21 protein-coding genes are annotated in these 20,050 nt (G+C 63.6%); 11 read left to right on the forward strand and 10 right to left on the reverse strand.

Translation table 11 applies throughout. The annotated features are described in order from the left end of the window. The first annotated feature begins 81 nt into the window (after nucleotides 1–81). Both LB553_RS17780 and LB553_RS17785 read left to right on the forward strand, forming a co-directional pair. Nucleotides 82–699 (forward strand): transglutaminase-like cysteine peptidase, encoded by a 618-nt coding sequence (locus tag LB553_RS17780; RefSeq protein ID WP_224515287.1) that lies wholly within the window; start codon nucleotides 82–84, stop codon nucleotides 697–699. A 111-nt stretch (nucleotides 700–810) separates the two neighbouring features. Beyond that, nucleotides 811–1,059, forward strand: coding sequence for a hypothetical protein (locus LB553_RS17785; RefSeq protein ID WP_224515289.1), 249 nt, complete (start codon nucleotides 811–813; stop codon nucleotides 1,057–1,059). A 72-nt stretch (nucleotides 1,060–1,131) separates the two neighbouring features. Here the strand turns inward: LB553_RS17785 and LB553_RS17790 are convergent, their stop codons facing one another. From LB553_RS17790 to LB553_RS17805, 4 genes are read right to left on the reverse strand one after another with little or no spacing between them, the layout of a single operon-like run. After that, nucleotides 1,132–1,500 carry a helix-turn-helix domain-containing protein gene (locus tag LB553_RS17790; RefSeq protein WP_224515389.1) on the reverse strand — a complete coding sequence of 123 codons (369 nt, stop codon included), beginning with the start codon at nucleotides 1,498–1,500 and terminating at the stop codon, nucleotides 1,132–1,134. A 10-nt stretch (nucleotides 1,501–1,510) separates the two neighbouring features. Beyond that, nucleotides 1,511–2,035 carry a Smr/MutS family protein gene (locus LB553_RS17795; RefSeq protein WP_224515291.1) on the reverse strand — a complete coding sequence of 175 codons (525 nt, stop codon included), beginning with the start codon at nucleotides 2,033–2,035 and terminating at the stop codon, nucleotides 1,511–1,513. Next, nucleotides 2,032–3,135: a murein transglycosylase A gene (locus LB553_RS17800; protein WP_224515294.1), complete on the reverse strand. Its 1,104-nt coding sequence runs from the start codon at nucleotides 3,133–3,135 to the stop codon at nucleotides 2,032–2,034. Before LB553_RS17800 ends, LB553_RS17795 begins: the two co-directional genes overlap by 4 nt. A gap of 22 nt (nucleotides 3,136–3,157) precedes the next feature. Continuing rightward, entirely contained in the window at nucleotides 3,158–3,865 is a 708-nt protein-coding gene (locus tag LB553_RS17805; RefSeq protein WP_224515296.1) for a Tim44/TimA family putative adaptor protein, read from the reverse strand. Nucleotides 3,866–4,069: 204 nt separating this feature from the next. On the opposite strand from LB553_RS17805, the gene LB553_RS17810 reads away from it, so the two are divergent. After that, nucleotides 4,070–4,564, forward strand: a complete 495-nt coding sequence (locus LB553_RS17810; RefSeq protein ID WP_224515298.1) for an FxsA family protein — start codon at nucleotides 4,070–4,072, stop codon at nucleotides 4,562–4,564. A 118-nt stretch (nucleotides 4,565–4,682) separates the two neighbouring features. Then, nucleotides 4,683–5,192 carry a protein-export chaperone SecB gene (secB, locus tag LB553_RS17815; RefSeq protein ID WP_224515300.1) on the forward strand — a complete coding sequence of 170 codons (510 nt, stop codon included), beginning with the start codon at nucleotides 4,683–4,685 and terminating at the stop codon, nucleotides 5,190–5,192. Nucleotides 5,193–5,490: 298 nt separating this feature from the next. Here secB and dnaQ read toward each other — a convergent pair whose 3' ends face one another. The 5 genes from dnaQ to LB553_RS17840 all read right to left on the reverse strand — a co-directional run bounded on the left by dnaQ (nucleotide 5,491) and on the right by LB553_RS17840 (nucleotide 9,626). Further along, complete coding sequence (gene dnaQ / locus LB553_RS17820; RefSeq protein WP_224515302.1) at nucleotides 5,491–6,195, reverse strand: DNA polymerase III subunit epsilon; 705 nt, start codon at nucleotides 6,193–6,195, stop codon at nucleotides 5,491–5,493. A 182-nt stretch (nucleotides 6,196–6,377) separates the two neighbouring features. Next, nucleotides 6,378–6,983 (reverse strand): dephospho-CoA kinase, encoded by a 606-nt coding sequence (gene coaE, locus LB553_RS17825; RefSeq protein ID WP_224515304.1) that lies wholly within the window; start codon nucleotides 6,981–6,983, stop codon nucleotides 6,378–6,380. Then, nucleotides 6,983–7,816, reverse strand: a complete 834-nt coding sequence (locus LB553_RS17830) for a shikimate dehydrogenase (RefSeq protein WP_224515306.1) — start codon at nucleotides 7,814–7,816, stop codon at nucleotides 6,983–6,985. Before LB553_RS17830 ends, coaE begins: the two co-directional genes overlap by 1 nt. Continuing rightward, nucleotides 7,809–8,408, reverse strand: a complete 600-nt coding sequence (locus tag LB553_RS17835) for a Maf-like protein (RefSeq protein ID WP_224515308.1) — start codon at nucleotides 8,406–8,408, stop codon at nucleotides 7,809–7,811. The genes LB553_RS17830 and LB553_RS17835 overlap by 8 nt, the downstream gene beginning before the upstream one ends. 249 nt (nucleotides 8,409–8,657) lie before the next feature. After that, nucleotides 8,658–9,626 (reverse strand): pyruvate, water dikinase regulatory protein, encoded by a 969-nt coding sequence (locus LB553_RS17840; protein WP_263484108.1) that lies wholly within the window; start codon nucleotides 9,624–9,626, stop codon nucleotides 8,658–8,660. 253 nt (nucleotides 9,627–9,879) lie between these two features. On the opposite strand from LB553_RS17840, the gene hemE reads away from it, so the two are divergent. From hemE to rho, 3 genes are all read left to right on the forward strand, one after another. Next, nucleotides 9,880–10,908: a uroporphyrinogen decarboxylase gene (gene hemE, locus LB553_RS17845; RefSeq protein WP_224515312.1), complete on the forward strand. Its 1,029-nt coding sequence runs from the start codon at nucleotides 9,880–9,882 to the stop codon at nucleotides 10,906–10,908. After that, on the forward strand, nucleotides 10,905–11,450 hold the full coding sequence (gene hemJ, locus LB553_RS17850; protein WP_224515314.1) for a protoporphyrinogen oxidase HemJ: 546 nt from the start codon (nucleotides 10,905–10,907) through the stop codon (nucleotides 11,448–11,450). Before hemE ends, hemJ begins: the two co-directional genes overlap by 4 nt. A gap of 254 nt (nucleotides 11,451–11,704) precedes the next feature. Then, on the forward strand, nucleotides 11,705–12,970 hold the full coding sequence (rho, locus tag LB553_RS17855) for a transcription termination factor Rho (RefSeq protein ID WP_127230347.1): 1,266 nt from the start codon (nucleotides 11,705–11,707) through the stop codon (nucleotides 12,968–12,970). Nucleotides 12,971–13,085: 115 nt separating this feature from the next. Here the strand turns inward: rho and LB553_RS17860 are convergent, their stop codons facing one another. Then, on the reverse strand, nucleotides 13,086–15,101 hold the full coding sequence (locus LB553_RS17860) for a thioredoxin domain-containing protein (RefSeq protein ID WP_224515316.1): 2,016 nt from the start codon (nucleotides 15,099–15,101) through the stop codon (nucleotides 13,086–13,088). Between the two features lie 122 nt (nucleotides 15,102–15,223). Here LB553_RS17860 and mnmE point away from each other — a divergent pair, with 122 nt between their 5' ends. From mnmE to LB553_RS17880, 4 genes are all read left to right on the forward strand, one after another. After that, nucleotides 15,224–16,531 carry a tRNA uridine-5-carboxymethylaminomethyl(34) synthesis GTPase MnmE gene (gene mnmE, locus LB553_RS17865; protein WP_224515318.1) on the forward strand — a complete coding sequence of 436 codons (1,308 nt, stop codon included), beginning with the start codon at nucleotides 15,224–15,226 and terminating at the stop codon, nucleotides 16,529–16,531. 159 nt (nucleotides 16,532–16,690) lie between these two features. Continuing rightward, the gene (gene mnmG / locus LB553_RS17870; RefSeq protein WP_224515320.1) at nucleotides 16,691–18,565 is read left to right on the forward strand and encodes a tRNA uridine-5-carboxymethylaminomethyl(34) synthesis enzyme MnmG; all 1,875 of its coding nucleotides are present in this window, start codon (nucleotides 16,691–16,693) and stop codon (nucleotides 18,563–18,565) included. After that, nucleotides 18,562–19,203 (forward strand): 16S rRNA (guanine(527)-N(7))-methyltransferase RsmG, encoded by a 642-nt coding sequence (rsmG, locus tag LB553_RS17875; RefSeq protein ID WP_224515322.1) that lies wholly within the window; start codon nucleotides 18,562–18,564, stop codon nucleotides 19,201–19,203. Before mnmG ends, rsmG begins: the two co-directional genes overlap by 4 nt. Nucleotides 19,204–19,220: 17 nt before the next feature. Beyond that, nucleotides 19,221–20,018 carry a ParA family protein gene (locus tag LB553_RS17880; RefSeq protein WP_040999223.1) on the forward strand — a complete coding sequence of 266 codons (798 nt, stop codon included), beginning with the start codon at nucleotides 19,221–19,223 and terminating at the stop codon, nucleotides 20,016–20,018. The last annotated feature ends 32 nt before the right edge of the window (nucleotides 20,019–20,050 follow it).

Consider the following 20,050-nt stretch of genomic DNA (forward strand, 5'->3'; position numbering starts at 1 on the left):
GTCAAACTGGCCGTCGTCTCTAATTGACACGGACTGTAAATCGCCCTTAACGTTTCGTTAATAAAGAACAGGGCGGGGGCAATGACTTCCTCAGCGATGACGCGGATACTGCGCCTATGCGCAGCCGCAGGACTGGCGATCTCTGCGCATTGGGCGGCGCCGGCATGGGCGGCGGGCGCAATGTCCACGGGCGGCCTAACGTCGCAGCCGATCGGCCATTATGATTTCTGCAAGTCGCATCCGAGCGAATGCAACATCCGCCCGGTCGATCTCGATCCGGCCAGGATGACGGATAGCCTGTGGCGCCGGCTGATCAGCGTGACGGCCAAGGTCAACGCCGCCGTCAAGCCGATGAGCGACCTCGATCACTATGGCAAGGACGAAGTCTGGGCCTATCCGGACGACGGCTATGGCGATTGCGAGGACTATGTGCTGGAAAAGCGCCGCCAGCTCTACCGAATGGGCATGTCGCTGGCGGACCTTTTGATCACCGTCGTGCGCAAGCCCGATGGCGAAGGCCATTCGGTGCTGACGGTGCGCACCGACAAGGGCGACTACGTTCTCGACAATCTGACCGACAAGATCAAAGCCTGGGACGCGACCGGCTATCGCTTCCTCAAGCGCCAGGCGATCGACAACACCGGACGCTGGGTCTCGATCCGCGACGGCCAGCAGGTGCTTGTCGGTTCCGTGCAGTAGGCGAAAGCCTCAGGCTCACGCACTTCGAAATTTTTCTCGACTCCATGAACCGTTTCCGTTCGGCCGGCGACACATAGCCGTGGACGACAAACCCAACCATGGAGAATTTCAATGACTGCTTGCCTGCGAAACACTTTGCTTGCGGCCATCGCCGCGTCGGCCCTGAGCGGATCGGCCCTGGCGGACGAGACCACCAAAAGCTGCGCCAAGACCAGTCTCAACGACCTGTGGAGCGGCCGCTGCTGCAGCGTCAGCTCCGCGAACTGCCTTGGCGGCGGCAATGGTGGCCGCGATCATCAGGGCCATCAAGGCAATGGCGGCCGGGGCAGCACCAATGGCGGCAGCGCCGGCAAACCCTGATCTCAAGACTTCAGACAGAGCCGAACCAAGCGCCAGCGGACAATGCGATCCGCTGGTGCCAGACACCTGGAATTATGGACGCCGGCCAAGAGCCGTGCGGATCGATGCGCTGAGGCGGCGCAGTTCCGCCTCATCGAGCCTCTCGATGCTCTCGGCGAGCAGATTGGCCAGCTCGGTCGCCGCCGGCGACAGGCCGGACGTGTCGATCCTGACCCTGGGATGCGAGCTTTCCGCGAGCCGGGCTAGGTCCTCCGCATCGTCCCAGATGATATTGAAATAACCGATGATCTTCTGGATCAGGGTCCAGGTCGGCGCGCCGCGGCGGCCGTGCTCGAGCGCCGACAGATAGGCGGCGCTGACGCCGATGGCTTCGGCCATCGCCTTCTGGCTGACGCCGCGCTCGGCGCGCAGCGCCCTGAGCTTCTCGCCGAACGGGGTCACACCGGTCGCCTCATGGACGCGTCCGCCGCAGCCGAACATAGAGAGCGCCCGAGCCGCCATGGTTGCGGGCGGCATGGTCGTGGCTGGAAACGAGGTGGCGGAAGGCGGGCGTCGACAGCCAGGCCGGCACGGCGCGGCGCAGGATGCCGTCGCCGCCCGAGGACGATCCCTTGCCGGTGATGATCAGCACGTAGCGGACGCCGCCGGCATGTGCGCGGTTGAGGAAGGTCAGCAGCAGCGAATAGGCCTCGTCCTGCGTCATGCCGTGCAGGTCGACGCGGCCTTCGATCGGCAGCCGGCCTTTCTCCAACTTGTGCAGCGTCTGGTCGTCGAGCGAGTGCGCCACATGCGGGGTCTTCGGCTTGGCGGCCACGGCCGCGACGCCATTGGCGGCAGGCCGCGGCGGCTCGGGCTTGGGCTCGACGATGTCGGGGATCTCGACGGCGGTCTTGCCCTTCAGCGGCCGGGCCGAGCGGGCGACCAGGTTCCACAGGATGCGGTCGTCGTCGCTGAGATGGTCGTCACGGCGGCTCACCGGGTCGCTCCATGCAGAAGCGCACGCGGCACCAGCGCATAGAAGTCGGCCGCGTTGCGGACCACGCCGGCGATTTCGCCGGCGGCACCGCCGGAGCCGGCGAAGAGATCGCCCCGCGCGGGTCCGGTGATGGCCGAGCCGGTGTCCTGCGCGATCATCAGCCTCCGGAACGGTTTTTCATCGAAGGCGGTGAGGGTCGGCGCATCGATGTAGAAGGGCGTGCCGAATGTGTGCAGCAGGCGGTCGACCGCGACCGAGCGGCCCGGCGTCAGCGGCACCTTGGCAGCGGCGATCGGACCAAGCGCGGCGTCATCGACCGCGGCCTCGCGGAAGAAGATATAAGAGCGGTTCTGCCAGAGGATCTCGTCGACCCGGTCGGGATGCGCCTTGAACCAGGCACGGATCGACTGCATCGTCACCTTTTCCAGCGGGATTTCGCCGAGATCGCTCAAGATCTTGCCCGGGCCGGTGAAGCGCTGGCCGGACTTCGCGGCATAGGTGACGCGGGCGAGCCTGCCGTCGGTCATCTTCAGGCGCGCAGCGCCCTGCACATGGATGAAGAAGGCGTCGACCTTCTCGGCGAGCCAGGCGATTTCGAGATTTTTGCCAGCGAGCGCGCCGCGCTCGATTTCGCCGCGGTCGAAATATTCGACCGGAACACCATCCGTCCGGCGGGCGAAGGCCAGATAGGCATCCATGCCGGCCGGCCGGTTGCCGTCGTCGACGTCGATCAGGTCGGAGGGGCGGGACAGCAACGGCACGGTGAACCGCCCGGTCCTGACCGGCGAGGCCTCGACCTCGGGTTCGTAGAAGCCGGTGACGAGACCCGAGCCGTTTTCAGCCTTGACCAGCATCGGTACGAAATGCCGCTCGAAGAAGGATCGCGCCTCGGACCTGCCCGGCGCCGAAACGGCGCGCGCCTCGGCATAGGCATCGGCAAACGCATTGAAATCGACGCCAAGCGATCCGGTCCGGTAGGGTTTTATCGGCGCCTGGAAAGCCGAGCGGCGAAACGCAGCGAAGGCTGCAGTATGATCATCCCCGCGCCACCCGGGCAGGTCGTCAAAAGATTTTTCGCTGAGTATGGGAGAGAGCGGCACGACCGAGCCCCGCCGCCTGGATCTAGTCTTCTTCTTCGGTGGCGACGAGCTTCCAGTTCGGGTCGCGCGAGCGGGTGTCGCGGGCGAAGGTCCAGACGTCCTTGACCTCGGCCACCGTCTCCGGGTCGCCGTCGATCACGGCGCCGGCCTGGTCGCGGGTCGCCGAGATCAGCTCGGAGACGACGCGCAGCGTGATATGCGCTTCCGAGCCCTTCATTTCGGCGGCGACGATATCGGCCTTGTCGATGCCGACGAAGGAGGACTGGATTTTTTCCGACTTCGCCTCGCGTTCGCCGATCGCGGCGACGAAGCCGTCATAGACTTCGCGCGACAGGAGATTCTTCAGCGTCTTACGGTCGCCGTCGGCATAGGCCATGACGATCATCTCATAGGCCATCTTGGCGCCGTCGACGAAGGTCTTGGGATCGAAGGACGGATCATTGTCCTTGATCGTGCGCAGGCCCCTGTTGAGGTCGGTATCCGGCTTGGCGAAGGCGTCGATCGCGGCATAGGTGTCGGCCGCGGGTTCGCCCGGCATGCGCTTGCGCGGCAGCGACACGACATTTTCAGGCTTCTGCCCCGCATCGGCCTCGCGCGTGCGGCTCGCCGAATAGGGATCGAAGGGCGGGCGTTCGTTTCCAGTGCGACGTCCAAGCACGTTGCGCAGCTGGAAAAAGATCACAACCGCCGCAATCAAAAAGAAAATCGTGCCGAAGTCGAAGAAACCCATAATTTCCGCCAACTCGATCCCTGTCCTTGCCGCACCGGCGTAAACCCCTCGGGGATCGCGGTCGCATAGCGTTCAACACCCAAAGCATATAGAACGGCAGGCGCTATCATTCAAATCAAAGGCAGCCATACCTATCTAAAGGCGCCAAGGCCAGCGGCGATTGTCCGCGAGCGCCGCAAAAGAAGAAAGCGATCGGTCGAGACTTTGCGCATTTCCTTCATTCCGTTGTTCCTGCTGTTGCTGCCGCTGCTGGAGATCGCCGGCTTCGTCGTCGTCGGCCGCGAAATCGGCGCTTTGGCGACGGTCGGGCTGGTCATCCTGTCCAGCGTCGCCGGCAGCCTGCTGCTTCGGCATCAGGGTTTCGGCGTCATGGCGCGGGTGCGGACGGAAATGGATGCCGGGCGCGACCCCAGCCGCCAGCTCGCGCATGGCGCGATGATCGTGCTTGCGGCGATCCTTCTGATCATCCCGGGCTTCATCACCGACATCTTCGCCATTCTTCTCTTGTTGCCGCCGCTGCGGGACTTCGCCTGGCGCCTGCTCAAGAACCGCATCGTCATGGCGACCAGCTTCGGCAGCGGCTTTTCGGCCCGCCGGCGCGACAACGTCATCGACCTCGACGACAGCGACTATTCGCGCGACGATTATCCGAACCGGCCGGACCACAATTCGCCCTGGCGGCGGCTGAAAAACGATTAGTCCCGGACCTGTCGCCGATAGGGGCGGCAAAACTTGTTTTGTCCGGCCGAGCATGGTAGCGAACCCGCGATTTCAATCCGGTCAGCAATGCTGCCCAGGCAAAAGGACTTAAAGGCTCATGGCCAGCAACGATGACGCGGCGACCGGCGCCGCCAACGGCAACGGCAACGGCACCCAGAACCAGCCCTCGCTCAATGTGCTTGCGCAATATGTGAAGGACCTGTCCTTCGAGAGCCCCGGCGCGCCCAATTCGCTGCGTGGCCGCGACAAGGCTCCGGGCATCGCCATCAATGTCAACGTCAACGCCAACCCGCTTTCGGACAAGCAGTTCGACGTCAATCTGACGCTGAACGCCAAGGCTTCCTTCGACCAGGAAGTGCTGTTCAATGTCGAGCTGGTCTATGGCGGCGTCTTTGCCATTTCGGGCTTCCCGCAGGAACACATGCTGCCGCTGCTCTTCATCGAATGCCCGCGGCTGCTGTTCCCCTTTGCCCGCCAGATCATCGCCGACGCCACCCGCAATGGCGGCTTCCCGCCGCTGATGCTCGACCCGATCGACTTCGCGCAGATGTTCCAGCAGAGGATTGCCGAGGATCAGGCTGCGGCGAGCAAAGTCCAGGTGAGCTGAGGCGAACGACGCCATACCACTTCGAGAGCCCGGCTTCGCGCCGGGCTGTTTTGTTTAGACGTCGGAGATTGGCGAAAACCTCCGCGCGGTCGTCATTCCAGGGCGGAGCAAGGAGCGGAGCGACGCGCGCAGACCCTGGAATCCATGCCGTTAAGCCAATGCGTTGCAACGGTTACAGAATTCTGCTCCGTTGCACCCTACGGCAACGGGCACGGCATGGATACTCGGGTCAAGCCCGAGTATGACGACGTCACGGAGGTTTTGGCCAATCTCCAACGTCAGCGCCAACAGCGCCCGCTCAAGCCACCGCCACCTTGAGCCACAGCGCCTTTTCGCCCAGCGTCGAAACCAGCCCGGCATGCGCCGCGCGGTCCGCTTCGCTCAGCCGCGGCGGCAGGGCGATGGGCCGGGCGCCGATGGAGATGTCGATATCGGCCACCTCGCCGGCGCCGTTCATCTGCACGGCCACGGATTCCAGAACCAGCGCCGCCTGTTTGCCGCCGATGAGCTCGATATAGACCTCGGCCAGCAATTCGGAGTCGAGCAACGCGCCGTGCTTGGTGCGGCGTGTGTTGTCGATGCCGTAGCGCCGGCAGAGCGCATCGAGCGAGTTTGGGCCCATCGGATGCTTGCGGCGGGCCAAAGCGAGCGTGTCGACGATGCGGCCGGGATCGATGGCCGGATGGTCGAGCCGGCTATATTCGAGGTTGAGGAAGCCGAGGTCGAAGGTGGCGTTGTGCGCGATCAGCTTGGCGCCGTCGGTGAAGGCCAGCCACTCATCGACGATTTCGGCGAAGGTCGGCTTGCCGACCAGGTCGGCGGCGCTGATCCCATGCACGGCCTGCGCCTCGGCGTGGATGGCGCGCCCTTGCGGATTGATGAATTTGTGGAAGGTGCGGCCGGTCGGGAAACGGTTGACCAGCTCGACGCCGCCGAGCTCGATAATGCGGTCGTCGCGCAAATCGAGGCCAGTGGTTTCCGTATCGAAGATGATTTCACGCATTCGAATCAGTTCGCTTCCCAAGCGAGCAGAATCATACACCAGAACAAAATGGCAATGGGGGCTGGTGACGGCCTGACGCATGACCTCCGAAAATCGGAATCGATTTTCGGAAAAGGATCATGCGCGAAATCAAAGCGTTACAGCGTCCTTGCGCGTCCGAACGGACGCGCGGCGCTGTAATGTCAGGAGCCGGCTTTGCCGGACTTTTCCCCTGAGAGTTCGGCGATGATCGCCTCGACCGCCTTTCGCGCCGCATCGAAGCCATGGCCGGTGTCGATGACGAAATCGGCCTGGCGGCGCTTTTCGGCGTCGGGCACCTGCTTGGCGAGGATGGACGAAAACTTCTCCTCGTCCATGCCGGGCCTGGCGAGCACGCGCTGGCGCTGGATCTCGGGCGACGCGGTGACGACCACGACCTTGTCGACGCGGTTGCGGCCGCCGGTTTCGAACAGCAACGGGATGTCGAGCACGGCGAGCGGCGCGCCGGCGGCGCGATGTCTCGCCAGAAACGCATCGGCGTCGGCGCGCACCAGCGGGTGAATGATCGCCTCGAGCTGCTTCAGCGCAGCTGGATCGGTGAGCACTTTTCCGGCGAGCTTCGCGCGATCGACCGCGCCTGCCTGCGTCGTGCCCGGGAAAGCCGCTTCGACCAAAGGCGCTGCCTTGCCGGAATAAAGGCGATGCACCGTCTCATCCGAATCATGCACAGGCACGCCGGCCTCGGCGAACATTTTCGCCGTGGCGGACTTGCCCATGCCGATCGATCCGGTGAGGCCGAGCACGATCATCAATGGCCCTCGATGTCGGCAACGATCATGCGCCGCAATTCGGGCGTGACATCTGGCTTCCGGCCGAACCAGCGCTCGAAGCCGGGCACGGCCTGATGCAGCAGCATGCCGAGCCCATCGACGGTCTTCAGGCCGCGCGCCCTGGCCGCGGCAAGCAAAGGCGTTTCGAGCGGCACATAGACAATGTCGGTGACGATGGTGTGGCCGGGCAACGCGCTCGGCTCGGCGGCGAGGGCTTCGTTGCCATGCATGCCAAGCGCCGTGGTGTTGATGAGCAGGCCGGCATCGGCAAGCAGCTCGCGGACCGCGCCCGCGCCGTGCGCCGAAACGCCGGCGCCGAAGTGGCGGCTGAGTTCCTCGGCTCTCGCGAGCGTCCGATTGACGATGCGGATATCCTTGATGCCACGCTCTTTCAGCGCATGGATGACCGCGCGGGAGGCGCCGCCGGCGCCCAGAACCACGGCCGGCCCATTGGCAGCCCAGCCCGGCGCATGGTCGTCGAGGTTGGCGGCGAAGCCGTAGCCGTCCGTGTTGCCGCCCCAGAGAAGGCCATCTTCGAACCACAGCGTGTTGACGGCGCCGATCGCGTCGGCCGCATGGTCTCGGCGGGCCACTCCGGCGAAAGCGGCTTCCTTGTGCGGAATGGTGACATTGCCGCCACGGTAGCCGTTCTCGCCGAGGGATTTCAGGAAGGCGGCGAAATCCGCCGGCGCGACGTCGATCGCTTCATAGCTGCCGTCGATGCCATATTGCGCCAGCCAATAACCATGGATCTTCGGCGAGCGCGAATGGGCGATCGGATGTCCGGTGACAAAAGCTTTTGCCTCAGCCATCGATCGCTCCCAATCCGCGCAATTCCTTCAGCAACGGCAAAAGCGGCAGGCCGACGATGGTGAAATAGTCGCCCTCGATCTTCTCGAACAGCTGGATGCCTTCGCCTTCGATCTGATAGGCGCCGACGCTGGACAGCGCCTTGGCGCCGACGCGGGCCAGGTGCCGGCCGATGAAGGCAGGATCGAGCTTGCGCATGGTCAGGCTGGCGACGCCGACATGACGCCACAGCACCTGGCCGTCGCGGCAAAGCACGGCGGCGCTGTTCAATTGATGCGTCTTGCCGGAGAGCGCGAGCAGGTGGCGGCGAGCGCCTTCCATGTCGGCGGGCTTATGAAAAATCTCGTCGCCCAGCGACAGGGTCTGGTCGCAGCCGAGCACGAGGGAAGCTGGCCTGCGCTCGCTGACGTCGGTCGCCTTGGCCTCGGCCAGGATCGACGCGACATCCTCCGGCGAAACGCCGCTGTCCTTCAGCGGAGCCTCGAGCGCGCGCTCGTCGACATTTGCCGGCACCGCCTCGATGTCGAGGCCGGCATTGACGAGCATCGCCTTGCGGTACGGGCTGCCCGAAGCGAGGATGATTTTCTCGGCCATGATGGTTCATCCAACGATTGCGACCCGTCCGACACCCCTCATCCGTCTCGGCGCTGTCGCGCCGATCCACCTTCTCCCACAAGGGGAGAAGGAAAGTCCTGGGCCATCGCCGCTGCAAAACCGCTATCTAGTGGTAATTGCGGGATGCCGGTGCCGCGTTCTTCCTTCTCCCCTTGTGGGAGAAGGTGGCCGAGCGAAGCTCGGTCGGATGAGGGGTGTTGGACGGAGTGCTCACCTATGTCGCTTGCCCTAGCGCGTCTTGCCCCGAAGGGCAACGATGGCGGCCGCCGTTTCCTCGATGGAGCGGCGGCTGACATCGATCATCGGCCAGCCATGCCTCGTGCAGAGCTGGCGGGCATAGGCCAGCTCCTCGTTGATGGCGGCGCGGTCGACATAGTCGGTCGGCACGAAGGCGGCGCTGTTGCCGAGAATGCGGTTCTGCCTCACATGCGAGATACGCTCGGCCGTGGCGACCAGGCCGACGACCAAAGGCGTCTTGGCGACGATCAGGCTTTCGGGCAGCGGCACGCCGAGCACGATCGGGATGTTGGCGGTCTTGATGCCGCGATTGGCGAGATAGATGCTGGTCGGCGTCTTCGAGGTGCGCGAGATGCCGATCAGCACGACATCGGCATCGTCCATATTGGCCGGGAGCTGGCCGTCATCATGCTCCATGGTGAAGTTCAAGGCATCGATGCGGCGGAAATACTCGGCGTCGAGCACGTGCTGGGCGCCGACGCGGCGGCCGGCCGGCGTGCCGAGATAGGACTGGAAGACGGTGAGCACCGGTTCCAGCACCGAGACGCAAGGCAGGCCCATCGCCGCGCAGCGCTCGTCGATCGAGCGGGCGAGCTTCTGGTCGACGACCGTGTAGAGGATGATGCCGGGCTCCTCCTCGATGTCATCGAAGACCTTGGCGACCTGCTTCTCAGTGCGGATCAGCGGATAGATATGCTCGATGGCGCGCGCGTCCTTGTATTGCGCGGACGCCGCGCGGCCGGCCGCCAGCAGCGTCTCGCCGGTGGCGTCGGAGATCAGGTGCAGGTGGAAGAAGCTCTGAGGTTTGTTCACAGGGATGGGTCCAGGCTGTGGGCAATTGTGGACAAGGCTGGATGGGCAGGCCTCGGCTAAGCAAACGACTGTATCAGATGGCCGCTTGTCCACAATTCGACCCGCTGTAGGCTTTGTCGCGGCGCTGGGGACAAAACCGGGGATCAACTTTTGTTGGCCGATTTCGTCCACAGCACGGAGTTCGGAACGGAAAGCCCAAGCTTTTGACTCCAAAGCCTGAATCCGCTTTGTCCCCAGAGCCATCCAAATTGCGAAAGCGAGTACGCGACAATATGCTGACTGGCCTTTTCGAGCCGCAGGCTGGACAGGTCGCAACCATCACAACCAACAGACTCTTAGAATCAGAAGACTCTTTTAAAATAGATATTTGATTTAAAGGGACCGGAGAGGGCAGCGCAGGATGGCTGGGAAACGGATCATGCTGGACGTCCTCAAGGGCGAGACGGTTTCACCGCCGCCGCTCTGGATGATGCGTCAGGCAGGCCGCTATCTTCCGGAGTATCGCGAGACCAGGAAGCGAGCGGGATCCTTCCTCGATCTCTGCTACGATCCGGACCTCGCCGTCGAGGTGACGCTGCAGCCGATCGAACGCTTCGGCTTCGACGCCTCGATCCTGTTCTCCGACATTCTCGTCGTGCCCAATGCCCTGGGACGCGAGGTTCGCTTCGAGGAAGGCCGCGGCCCGATCCTGAAGCCGATCTCGGCTGCCGAGATTGCAGCATTGAACGGCGATGTGTTTCACGTGAATCTCGAACCGGTCTATGAGACCGTGCGCCGGTTGCGGGCGAAACTGCCCAACGAGACGACGCTGATCGGCTTCTGCGGAGCGCCCTGGACGGTGGCGACCTATATGATTGCCGGGCACGGCACGCCCGACCAGGGACCGGCGCGGCTTTTCGCCTATCGCGAGCCCGAAGCCTTTGCCAAGCTTTTGAAGACACTGGCCGATCATTCGGCCGCCTATCTGATCCGCCAGATCGAAGCCGGCGCCGATGCGGTGCAGATTTTCGATTCGTGGTCGGGCGTGCTGGACGAACCGTCCTTCGAGGCCTTCTGCGTCGAACCGGTGGCCAAGATCGTTCGTCAGGTGAAAGCGGTTTACCCCGATGTGCCGGTGATCGGCTTTCCGAAGGGAGCCGGCGAACGCTATCGCGACTATAGGAAGAAGACCGGCATTGCCGGCCTCGGCCTCGACTGGACCGTGCCTTTGTCGATGGCGAAGGAATTGCAGCGTGACGGCGCGGTGCAAGGCAATCTCGATCCGCTGCGCCTGGTCGCCGGCGGCGAGGCGCTGGCCGACGGAGTCGATGCCATTTTGAGGAACTTGGGTGGCGGGCCGCTGATCTTCAATCTCGGCCACGGCATCACGCCGGAAACGCCGGTGGCGCATGTCGAGGCGATGGTCAAGATGGTGAGGGGCCAGCGATGAACAACGAGAGCAGCGCGAGCAGCGGGAACAGCACTGGCCAGGCGATGAAGCGCATGGTGATCGGCATTGCCCTGCTCGTCGTGGCGACGGCGCTTCTCTATGTCGTGGCCGGCGACGGCTTCTATCTCTGGGCGAAGGCGATCCATGTGATCGCGGTCATCTCCTGGATGGCCGGCATGCTCTATCTGCCCAGGCTGTTCGTCTATCACGTCGATGCCGAGAAAGGCTCGGTCCAGTCCGAGACCTTCAAGGTGATGGAACGCCGGCTGCTCAGGGCCATCATCAATCCGGCGATGATCGTGACCTGGGTGTTCGGGCTTTGGCTGGCCTGGAAAGGCTTTGCATTCCAGGGCGGCTGGCTGCACGCCAAGATCGCGCTGGTGCTCGTCCTGTCGGGCCTGCATGGCTATCTCGCCGGCGCGGTCAGGAAATTCGCCGAGGACAAGAACGAAAAACCGGCGCGGCACTGGCGGATCGTCAACGAGATCCCCACATTGTTGATGATCGTCATCGTCATCCTGGTGATCGTGAAGCCGTTCTAGATCAGGAGCATGGTTTTTTCCGAAAGCCGGTTCCCACTTTTAGCTCACGCTGACCCCGATTCGGGGATCATGCTTTAGCTTCCCCCGGCCCAGCCAGGATCCGCAAAAGGCGGCTTGCTCTTTCAGGCGACCGACGATAAAAGACGGGTCTTCCTTCCCGTCATGCGCCGCCCCTTTCACTCGCTTTCGGCCGCGCCCGGCATTTGTCGTATTCAGCCGATTTTTCTCCCCAAAGCCTACCCAGAGTCTATCTAATGCAAGAAATGAAACTCGCAGAGTTCAAGAACAAGAAGCCGCCAGAGCTGATCGCTTATGCCGAATCGCTCGAGGTGGAGAACGCCAGCGTCATGCGCAAGCAGGAGCTGATGTTCGCGATCCTGAAGAAGCTCGCCGCCCAGGACATCGAGATCATCGGCGACGGCGTGGTCGAGGTGCTGCAGGATGGTTTCGGCTTCCTGCGCTCGGCCAACGCCAACTACCTGCCGGGCCCCGACGACATCTATATCTCGCCGTCGCAGATCAGGCGCTTTTCGCTCAAGACCGGCGATACGGTCGAAGGACCGATCCGGAGTCCGAAAGAGGGCGAGCGCTATTTCGCGCTGCTCAAGGTCAACACCATCAATTTCGACGATCCCGAAAAGATCCGGCACAAGATCCATTTCGACAATCTGACGCCGCTCTATCCGACCAAGCGGCTGAAGATGGAGGTCGACAATCCGACCTCCAAGGACATCTCGCCACGCGTGATCGATCTGGTCGCGCCGATCGGCAAGGGCCAGCGCGCGCTGATCAACGCACAGCCGCGCACCGGCAAGACGGTGCTGATGCAGAACATCGCCCATTCGATCACCGCCAACCATCCCGAATGCTATCTGATCGTGCTTCTGATCGACGAGCGTCCGGAGGAGGTGACCGACATGCAGCGTTCGGTGAAGGGTGAGGTGATCTCCTCGACCTTCGACGAGCCGGCGGCGCGTCACGTGCAGGTCGCCGAAATGGTGATCGAGAAGGCCAAGCGCTTGGTCGAGCATGGCCGTGACGTCGTCATCCTTCTGGATTCTATCACCCGCCTCGGCCGCGCCTACAACACCGTGGTGCCGTCATCCGGCAAGGTGCTGACCGGCGGTGTCGACGCCAACGCGCTGCAGCGCCCGAAGCGCTTCTTCGGCGCCGCCCGCAATATCGAGGAAGGCGGGTCGCTGACCATCATCGCGACCGCGCTGATCGATACCGGCAGCCGCATGGACGAAGTCATCTTCGAAGAGTTCAAGGGCACCGGCAACTGCGAAATCCAGCTCGACCGCAAGGTGGCCGACAAGCGCATCTACCCGGCGATGGACATCCTCAAGTCCGGCACCCGCAAGGAAGACCTGCTTGTGCCGCGGGCGGACCTGCAGAAGATCTTCGTGCTGCGCCGCATCCTCGCGCCGATGGGCACGACCGACGCGATCGAGTTCCTCATCGACAAGCTCAAGCAGACCAAGACCAACGCGGATTTCTTCGATTCGATGAATACGTGATTGGGCGGCCCTTCCCCCCTTGTGGGGGATGGTGTCGCCGAAGGCGACGGATGAGGGGTGCTCCAGGGAAAGCCAGCGTCTCACTCCGCTGGAACACCCCTCATCCGTCTCGGCGCTATCGCCGCAGCAATTTCTCCAACTCCTCCGCATCCGTCACCACCGGCAGACACACCTGTCCGCTGCAGAACCAGGCGCCCGCCTTGTCCGTCGGCGGCAAAACGCCGCCCGGCAGCGACGGTCGATTCGCTTGCGTACCAATCGGCACAAAGATGTCGACCCGACGTGGGTCGGGGTTCCGATTCGCAACCGGAACGAGGCTTGAAGACTCCGGCTTGTCTATGATGACGAGCTTCAATGGTTCGAGCGCCAGCGCGCAGGCGTTGACGATGCCGGCCTGGCCATAGGCCTGCTGGGATGCGCGGCCCATGGCGTGTTCGGCGGTCGCCCAGGCCTTTTCCCAGAGATCGGGATCGCCGGTGAGCGAGGAAAGCCGCACCAGCGCCTCGACGATCTGGCTGGTGGCCGAGGGGATTGCTTCATCGACATCGCCGCGGATGCGGATCGGCACGTCGCCGCTGTCCGACGCCGTCAGCCAGTAGCCGGTCTGATCGCCATCCAGATGCCAGCGGTCGAGCTCGCCGACGAACTGCCTGGCGCGATCGGAATAGACCGGATCGCAGGTCGCCTCGAACAGCGCGATCGCCGCGTTGGTCATGGCGGCGTAGTCGCTGGACAGCGCCGGAAAGAGTTTTTTCGCGCCGAGCATGGAATGTGGCAGGCGGCCGTCCTGGCTGGCCTCGACGATATGGTCAAAGGCCTTGGCTGCCGCGTCGATCCAGTCGGGCCGCCCAACCGAGCGACCCACCTCCGCAAGCGCGGCGATCATCAGCCCGTTCCAGTCGGTGAGCGCCTTGCCGTCGCGCCCTGGCCTGACCCGCCCTTCGCGAACGCCCAACAGCTTTGCCTTCAGAGGCGCAAGTTGCGCGTAGTCGGCGACGCCTTGAGCTTGCTGCGCCTCGCTCTGGCGAATGATCGGCTTGCCTTCCCAGGCAGACGGGGCGGCGAGCTCGAAATACCGGAAGAAGGTCGACGCATCGTCGCCGAGCGCGGCTTCGACTTCGTCGCGGTTCCAGGTGTAGAAAAGCCCCTCCTCGCCGTCACTGTCGGCATCGAGACTTGCGGCGAAGGCGCCGCCGTCGACCCGCATTTCGCGCAGCAGCCAGTCGACGGTCTCTTCGATTCGTATTCGGAACAGGTCGTTGCGGCTCGCGGCATAGGCCCAGTTGCACAGGCGGATGAGCTGGGCGTTGTCGTAAAGCATCTTCTCAAAATGCGGCACCAGCCATTCGGCATCGGTCGAATAGCGGCTGAGGCCGCCGCCGATGTGATCGTAGATGCCGCCGGCGAGCATTTTATCGAGGCTGATGAGCACGGCATCACGATGGTTCGCTTGGCCGTCGCGCAGCCACGATAGCCAGAGCGCGTGCATGAAGGGCGCATTGGGGAATTTCGGCGCGCCTTTCAAGCCGCCAAGATCGCGGTCGATCATGCCGTCGATGCGGCCGGCGAGATCGGCGAGCGTGTCGCGGTCGAGCACCGCCTTGCCTTTTGCGCCAGCGAGTTGCTGCTCGACATGGGCGATCAACCCGTCGGCGCTTCCGGCGAGGCTCTGCTGCTTTTCGCGCCAGGCCTTGTCGACCGCTTCCAGCACCTGGATGAAGCCTGGCCTTCCGTAACGCGCCTCGCGCGGAAAATAGGTGCCGCCCCAGAAGGGCTTGCCGTCGGGCGTCAGGAACATCGTGAGCGGCCAGCCGCCCTGCTCGCCCAGGGCCTGCAATGCCGCCATATAGATCTGGTCGATGTCGGGCCGCTCCTCGCGATCGACCTTGATATTCACGTAGAGCCGGTTCATGACGGCCGCCACGGCGTTGTTCTCGAAGCTTTCGTGGGCCATGACATGGCACCAGTGGCAGGCGGCGTAGCCGATGGAGAGCAGGATCGGCCGTCCGAGCTCCTTCGCTTCGGCAAGGGCGGCAGGCGACCAGCCGCGCCAATGGACAGGATTGTCGCTGTGCTGCCGCAGATAGGGGCTGGCTTCGTCGGCAAGCAGGTTTCGCGCGGGCAAGGTCACGATGGGGAGCTCCGCGTTCGGGTTTTGATGCGGCAAAGGCTAAAAGTGCGAAGCGGTTTCGGCCGCATCATGCTCTACCTTTAATCTAGGCGGTTCGGCAGGTCCGGCAAATGATTTCGCCAATGGTTTCGAAGGATTCGATCGTAGCTCTATCCAGCGGCCGCTTGCCTGCCGGGATAGCCGTCATCCGTATTTCCGGCCCCAAGACTCGATTCGTGGTCGAAACGATCGCGGGGCCTGTTAAGGATCGGTTTACCAACTTGCGGACGCTCAGGGCGTCCGATGGCTCCACGATCGACCACGGCCTCGTTCTGTTCTTCCCAGGACCCGGTAGCTTTACTGGCGAGGACGTCGCCGAATTCCAGGTCCATGGCAGCCGCGCCGTCGCGGCCAAGATGCTGGAGACGATCACCGGCTTCGAGGGCGTCAGGCACGCCGAGCCGGGCGAATTCACCCGGCGCGCCTTTCTCAACGGCAGGCTGGATTTGGTGGAGACGGAGGCATTGGCCGATCTGGTCAATGCCGAGACGGAGGCGCAACGCCGCTTCGCCCTGCGCAATGCCGAAGGCGTGCAGAGCGAACTCTACTCGAACTGGCGCCGCCGGCTGATCCATGCGCGAGCCATGATCGAAGCGGAGATCGATTTCGCCGACGAGGAGGATGTGCCAGGCTCCGTTTCGGATGCGGTCTGGTCAGACGTGTCGGCAATGATTGGAGAAATCGAGCGTCATATCGAAGGGTTCAAGGCCGCAGAGATCATTCGCGACGGTTTCGAAGTCGTGATCCTCGGCGCCCCGAATGCCGGCAAGTCCAGCCTGTTCAACGCCTTGGCGCGGCGGGAGGCGGCGATCGTCACCGACGAGCCGGGCACGACGCGCGATCTACTCGAGGTCGTAATGGACCTCAATGGGCTGAAGGTGCGGCTTGTCGATACGGCCGGGCTGCGGGAGGCTGCGAACAAGGTCGAGTCGATCGGCATCGAAAGAGCGCGGGCCAAGGCTGATGTGGCGGATCTCGTTCTGCTGCTGGAGGACATGGCAGAGCCGGCGCCTCTTAGGGGTATCCCAGATGGGGCTCCGTTGCTGAGGATCGGGACGAAGTCGGATATCGCCGAGATCGGCAGTGGTGCCTACGATTTGGTGATTTCTTCCAAGGACGGCAGCGGTCTGGACCGCCTCCTGAACGAGATCGGAGCCCGCGCCGCCGCCGCGGTTGGCGAGGCGGGCGACGTCATGCCATCCAGGCTGCGTCATGTAGAGTTGCTCAAAGAGGCATTGCATTTCCTGCGGGCGGCGCTGTCGGGCCAAAGCCAGGAGCTGCGCGCCGAGGAACTGCGGCTGGCGGCCGAGCGCCTTGGGCGAATCATCGGTGCGGTCGATGTCGAAGATTTGCTCGACGTCATCTTTTCGCAGTTCTGCATCGGCAAGTGATTCACGTGAAACACTGGCGCGCCCCTGCCCGGCAGTGACTCACGTGAAACACTGATGCGATTTACCGGATCGATGTTTCACGTGAAACGCCTTCGTCCTTGACAGCAGGTGACAGCGGGGACATGTGTCGGGCAATCTCTGAAAGCGGATTGTTGGAAAATGACCGATCACTATGATGTGGTGGTGGTGGGCGGCGGCCATGCCGGATGCGAGGCGGCGAGTGCTGCCGCGCGCGCCGGCGCCAGGACCGCGCTGGTGACGCTGCGCTTCGAGACAATCGGCGTCATGTCCTGCAATCCGGCGATCGGCGGTCTCGGCAAGGGACATCTCGTGCGTGAGATCGATGCCATGGACGGGCTGATGGGGCGCATCGCCGACGCCGCCGGCATTCAGTTCCGCCTGCTCAACCGCCGCAAGGGCCCCGCGGTCCGTGGTCCGCGCACCCAGGCCGACCGCAAGCTCTATCGGCTTGCCATGCAGGCCGCGATCAGCGAACAGGCCAATCTCGATGTGGTCGAGGGCGAAGTCCTTGACCTCGAGATCGAAGACGGTCGCGTCGCGGCGGTGCTGGTTTCGGGCGACCGGCGGCTGGCCTGCGGCGCGGTCGTGCTGACCACCGGCACCTTCCTGCGCGGGCTGATCCATATCGGCGAGAAGAAGATCGTCGCCGGCCGGATGAACGAGCAGGCGAGCCACGGGCTGTCGGCCACCATGGCGCGCGCGCGCTTCAAGCTCGGGCGCCTGAAGACCGGAACCCCCCCTCGCCTCGACGGCCGCACCATCGACTGGGCCTCGCTGGAAAGCCAGGCCGCGGACGAGGATCCGGTGCCGTTCTCACTGATGACGGACGCAATCGCCAATCCGCAGATCCATTGCGGCATTACCCGTACCATGCCGGCGACGCATGAGCTGATCCGCGCCAATCTCGGCCGCTCGGCGATGTATTCTGGTACGATCGAAGGCGTCGGGCCGCGCTACTGCCCGTCGATCGAGGACAAGATCGTCAAGTTCGGCGACCGCGAAGGCCATCAGATTTTCCTCGAGCCGGAAGGCCTCGACGACGACACCGTCTACCCGAACGGCATCTCGACCTCGCTGCCCGAAGATGTGCAACGCGAGATCCTGAAGACCATTCCCGGGCTGGAAAAGGCAACCATGCTGCAGCCGGGCTACGCGATCGAATATGACCATGTCGATCCGCGCGAGCTGAAGACGACGCTGGAGACGAAGCGGGTCGCCGGCCTTTTCCTGGCCGGGCAGATCAACGGCACGACCGGTTATGAAGAGGCCGGCGCGCAAGGGTTGCTTGCCGGCATCAACGCGGCGCGGACGGCATCTGGCGATGAGGCGGTCGTGCTCAGCCGCACCGAGGCCTATATCGGCGTGATGGTCGATGACCTGACCAGCCGCGGTATCGCCGAGCCCTATCGCATGTTCACCTCGCGCGCCGAGTTCAGGCTTTCCCTGCGGGCCGACAATGCCGACGAGCGGCTGACGCCGCTGGCGGAAAAGCTTGGCATCGCGTCGTCGGAACGGCTGCAGCGTTTCGGCGGGATGGCGCAGAAGCTCGACGAGGCGCGGGCCTTGGCCAAGTCGGCTACCTGGACGCCTAACGAGGCGGCGCGGCATGGGCTTGAGATCAACAAAGACGGCGTGCGTCGCTCGGCTTACGAGCTTCTGGCGCATCCGGGCGTCGGCATGGCCTGGCTCAGTCGCGTCGAGCCGCGCTTTGCAAATCTCGACGCCAAGACCGCCGAGCGGCTCGAAACCGAAGCGAAATATTCGGTTTACCTCGATCGCCAGAAGACCGATGTCGCGCAGATCAGGCACGAGGAATCGCGGCTTATCCCGGAGGCGATCGACTTTTCTGAGGTGCCGGGCCTGTCGAACGAGCTGAAGCAGAAGATGAAGACGCGCCAGCCGCGTTCGATTGCCGATGCGCAGCGCATGGAAGGCATGACGCCGGCGGCGCTTGCCATCATTGTCGCACATGTCCGCAATGCCGAGCTAGCCGCGCGAAGGTCTGTGGCGTGAGTTCGGATGCCTGGGCGGACCTGCAGAAAGCAGCGGGACCGGTTTCACGTGAAACATTCGGGCGCCTGCAGGCCTTCGAGCAGCTGTTCCTGAAATGGAACCGCAGCATCAATCTGGCGGCGCCGTCGACGCTGGACGATGTCTGGCGCCGGCATATCCTGGACAGCGCCCAGCTCGCGCGAATCGCGCCCGCCGCGACACGCTGGGTCGACCTCGGCTCGGGCGGCGGGTTTCCCGGATTGGTGCTTGGCTTCCTTCTGGCCGAGCGTCCCGGCGCCTCGATCGATCTGGTCGAAAGCAACCGCAAGAAAGCGTCGTTCCTGCAGTCGGTCATTGGCCAGTTCAACCTTCCTGCACGCGTTCTGGCCAAGCGTATTGGCGACAGCTATGCGCTTGTTTCCGCGCCGGAAATCGTCACGGCGCGGGCGCTGGCCGCGCTTCCGGATCTGCTCAATCTGGCAGCGCCTTGGCTCACCAAAGGAGCGCGCGCGCTGTTCCACAAAGGCCGGGATTACCGGGCCGAAGTGGAAGAAAGCACTCACCGCTGGGCCTTCGATCTGGTAGAACATTCGAGTATGACCGACCCACTCGGTGTCATCCTCGAAATCACTGACTTGCGCCCGGCGAAACAGCAATGAATTACTGGCATAAGCCCATGAGCACAGCACCGCGTATCATCACCGTCGCCAACCAGAAAGGCGGCGTCGGCAAGACGACGACTGCCATCAATCTGGCCACGGCGCTGGCAGCGATCGGCGAGCGCGTGCTGATCGTCGATCTCGATCCGCAGGGCAATGCCAGCACGGGGCTCGGCATCGACCGCAAGGACCGCACGGTTTCTTCCTATGATGTGCTGACCGGCGAGCTCGAGCTGGAGGCGGCTGCCGTGCCGACGGCGGTGCCGGGCCTGTCCATCGTGCCCTCGACACTCGACCTGCTCGGCATCGAGATGGAGATCGCCTCGGCCCCTGACCGCGTGCTCAGGCTGCGCAATGCGCTGCGCGCTGCGGCCGAACGCTCGGCGCCGTTCGGCTACGTGCTCATCGACTGCCCGCCCTCGCTCAATCTCTTGACTTTGAATTCAATGGCGGCAGCCGATTCCGTTCTCGTGCCGCTGCAATGCGAATTCTTCGCGCTGGAAGGTCTCAGCCAGTTGCTGGAGACGGTCGAGCAGGTGCGCCATACGATCAATCCGGACCTCACGATCCAGGGCATCGTGCTCACCATGTATGACGGGCGCAACAACCTCGCCAACCAGGTGGTGCAGGATGTGCGCACCCATATGGGCGACAAGGTGTATGAGACGATCATTCCGCGCAATGTGCGCGTTTCCGAAGCGCCGTCCTACGGCAAGCCGGCGATCCTCTACGATCTGAAATGCTCGGGCAGCCAGGCCTATCTGCAGCTCGCCTCCGAGGTGATCCGCCGCGAGCGCAAGCTGCGCGCGGCCTGAAGGCTCGCCCTGCGGTCTTGGTTAATCCGCCG

This window comes from Mesorhizobium sp. CA8 (assembly GCF_020164955.1).
Classification (GTDB): Bacteria; Pseudomonadota; Alphaproteobacteria; order Rhizobiales; family Rhizobiaceae; genus Mesorhizobium.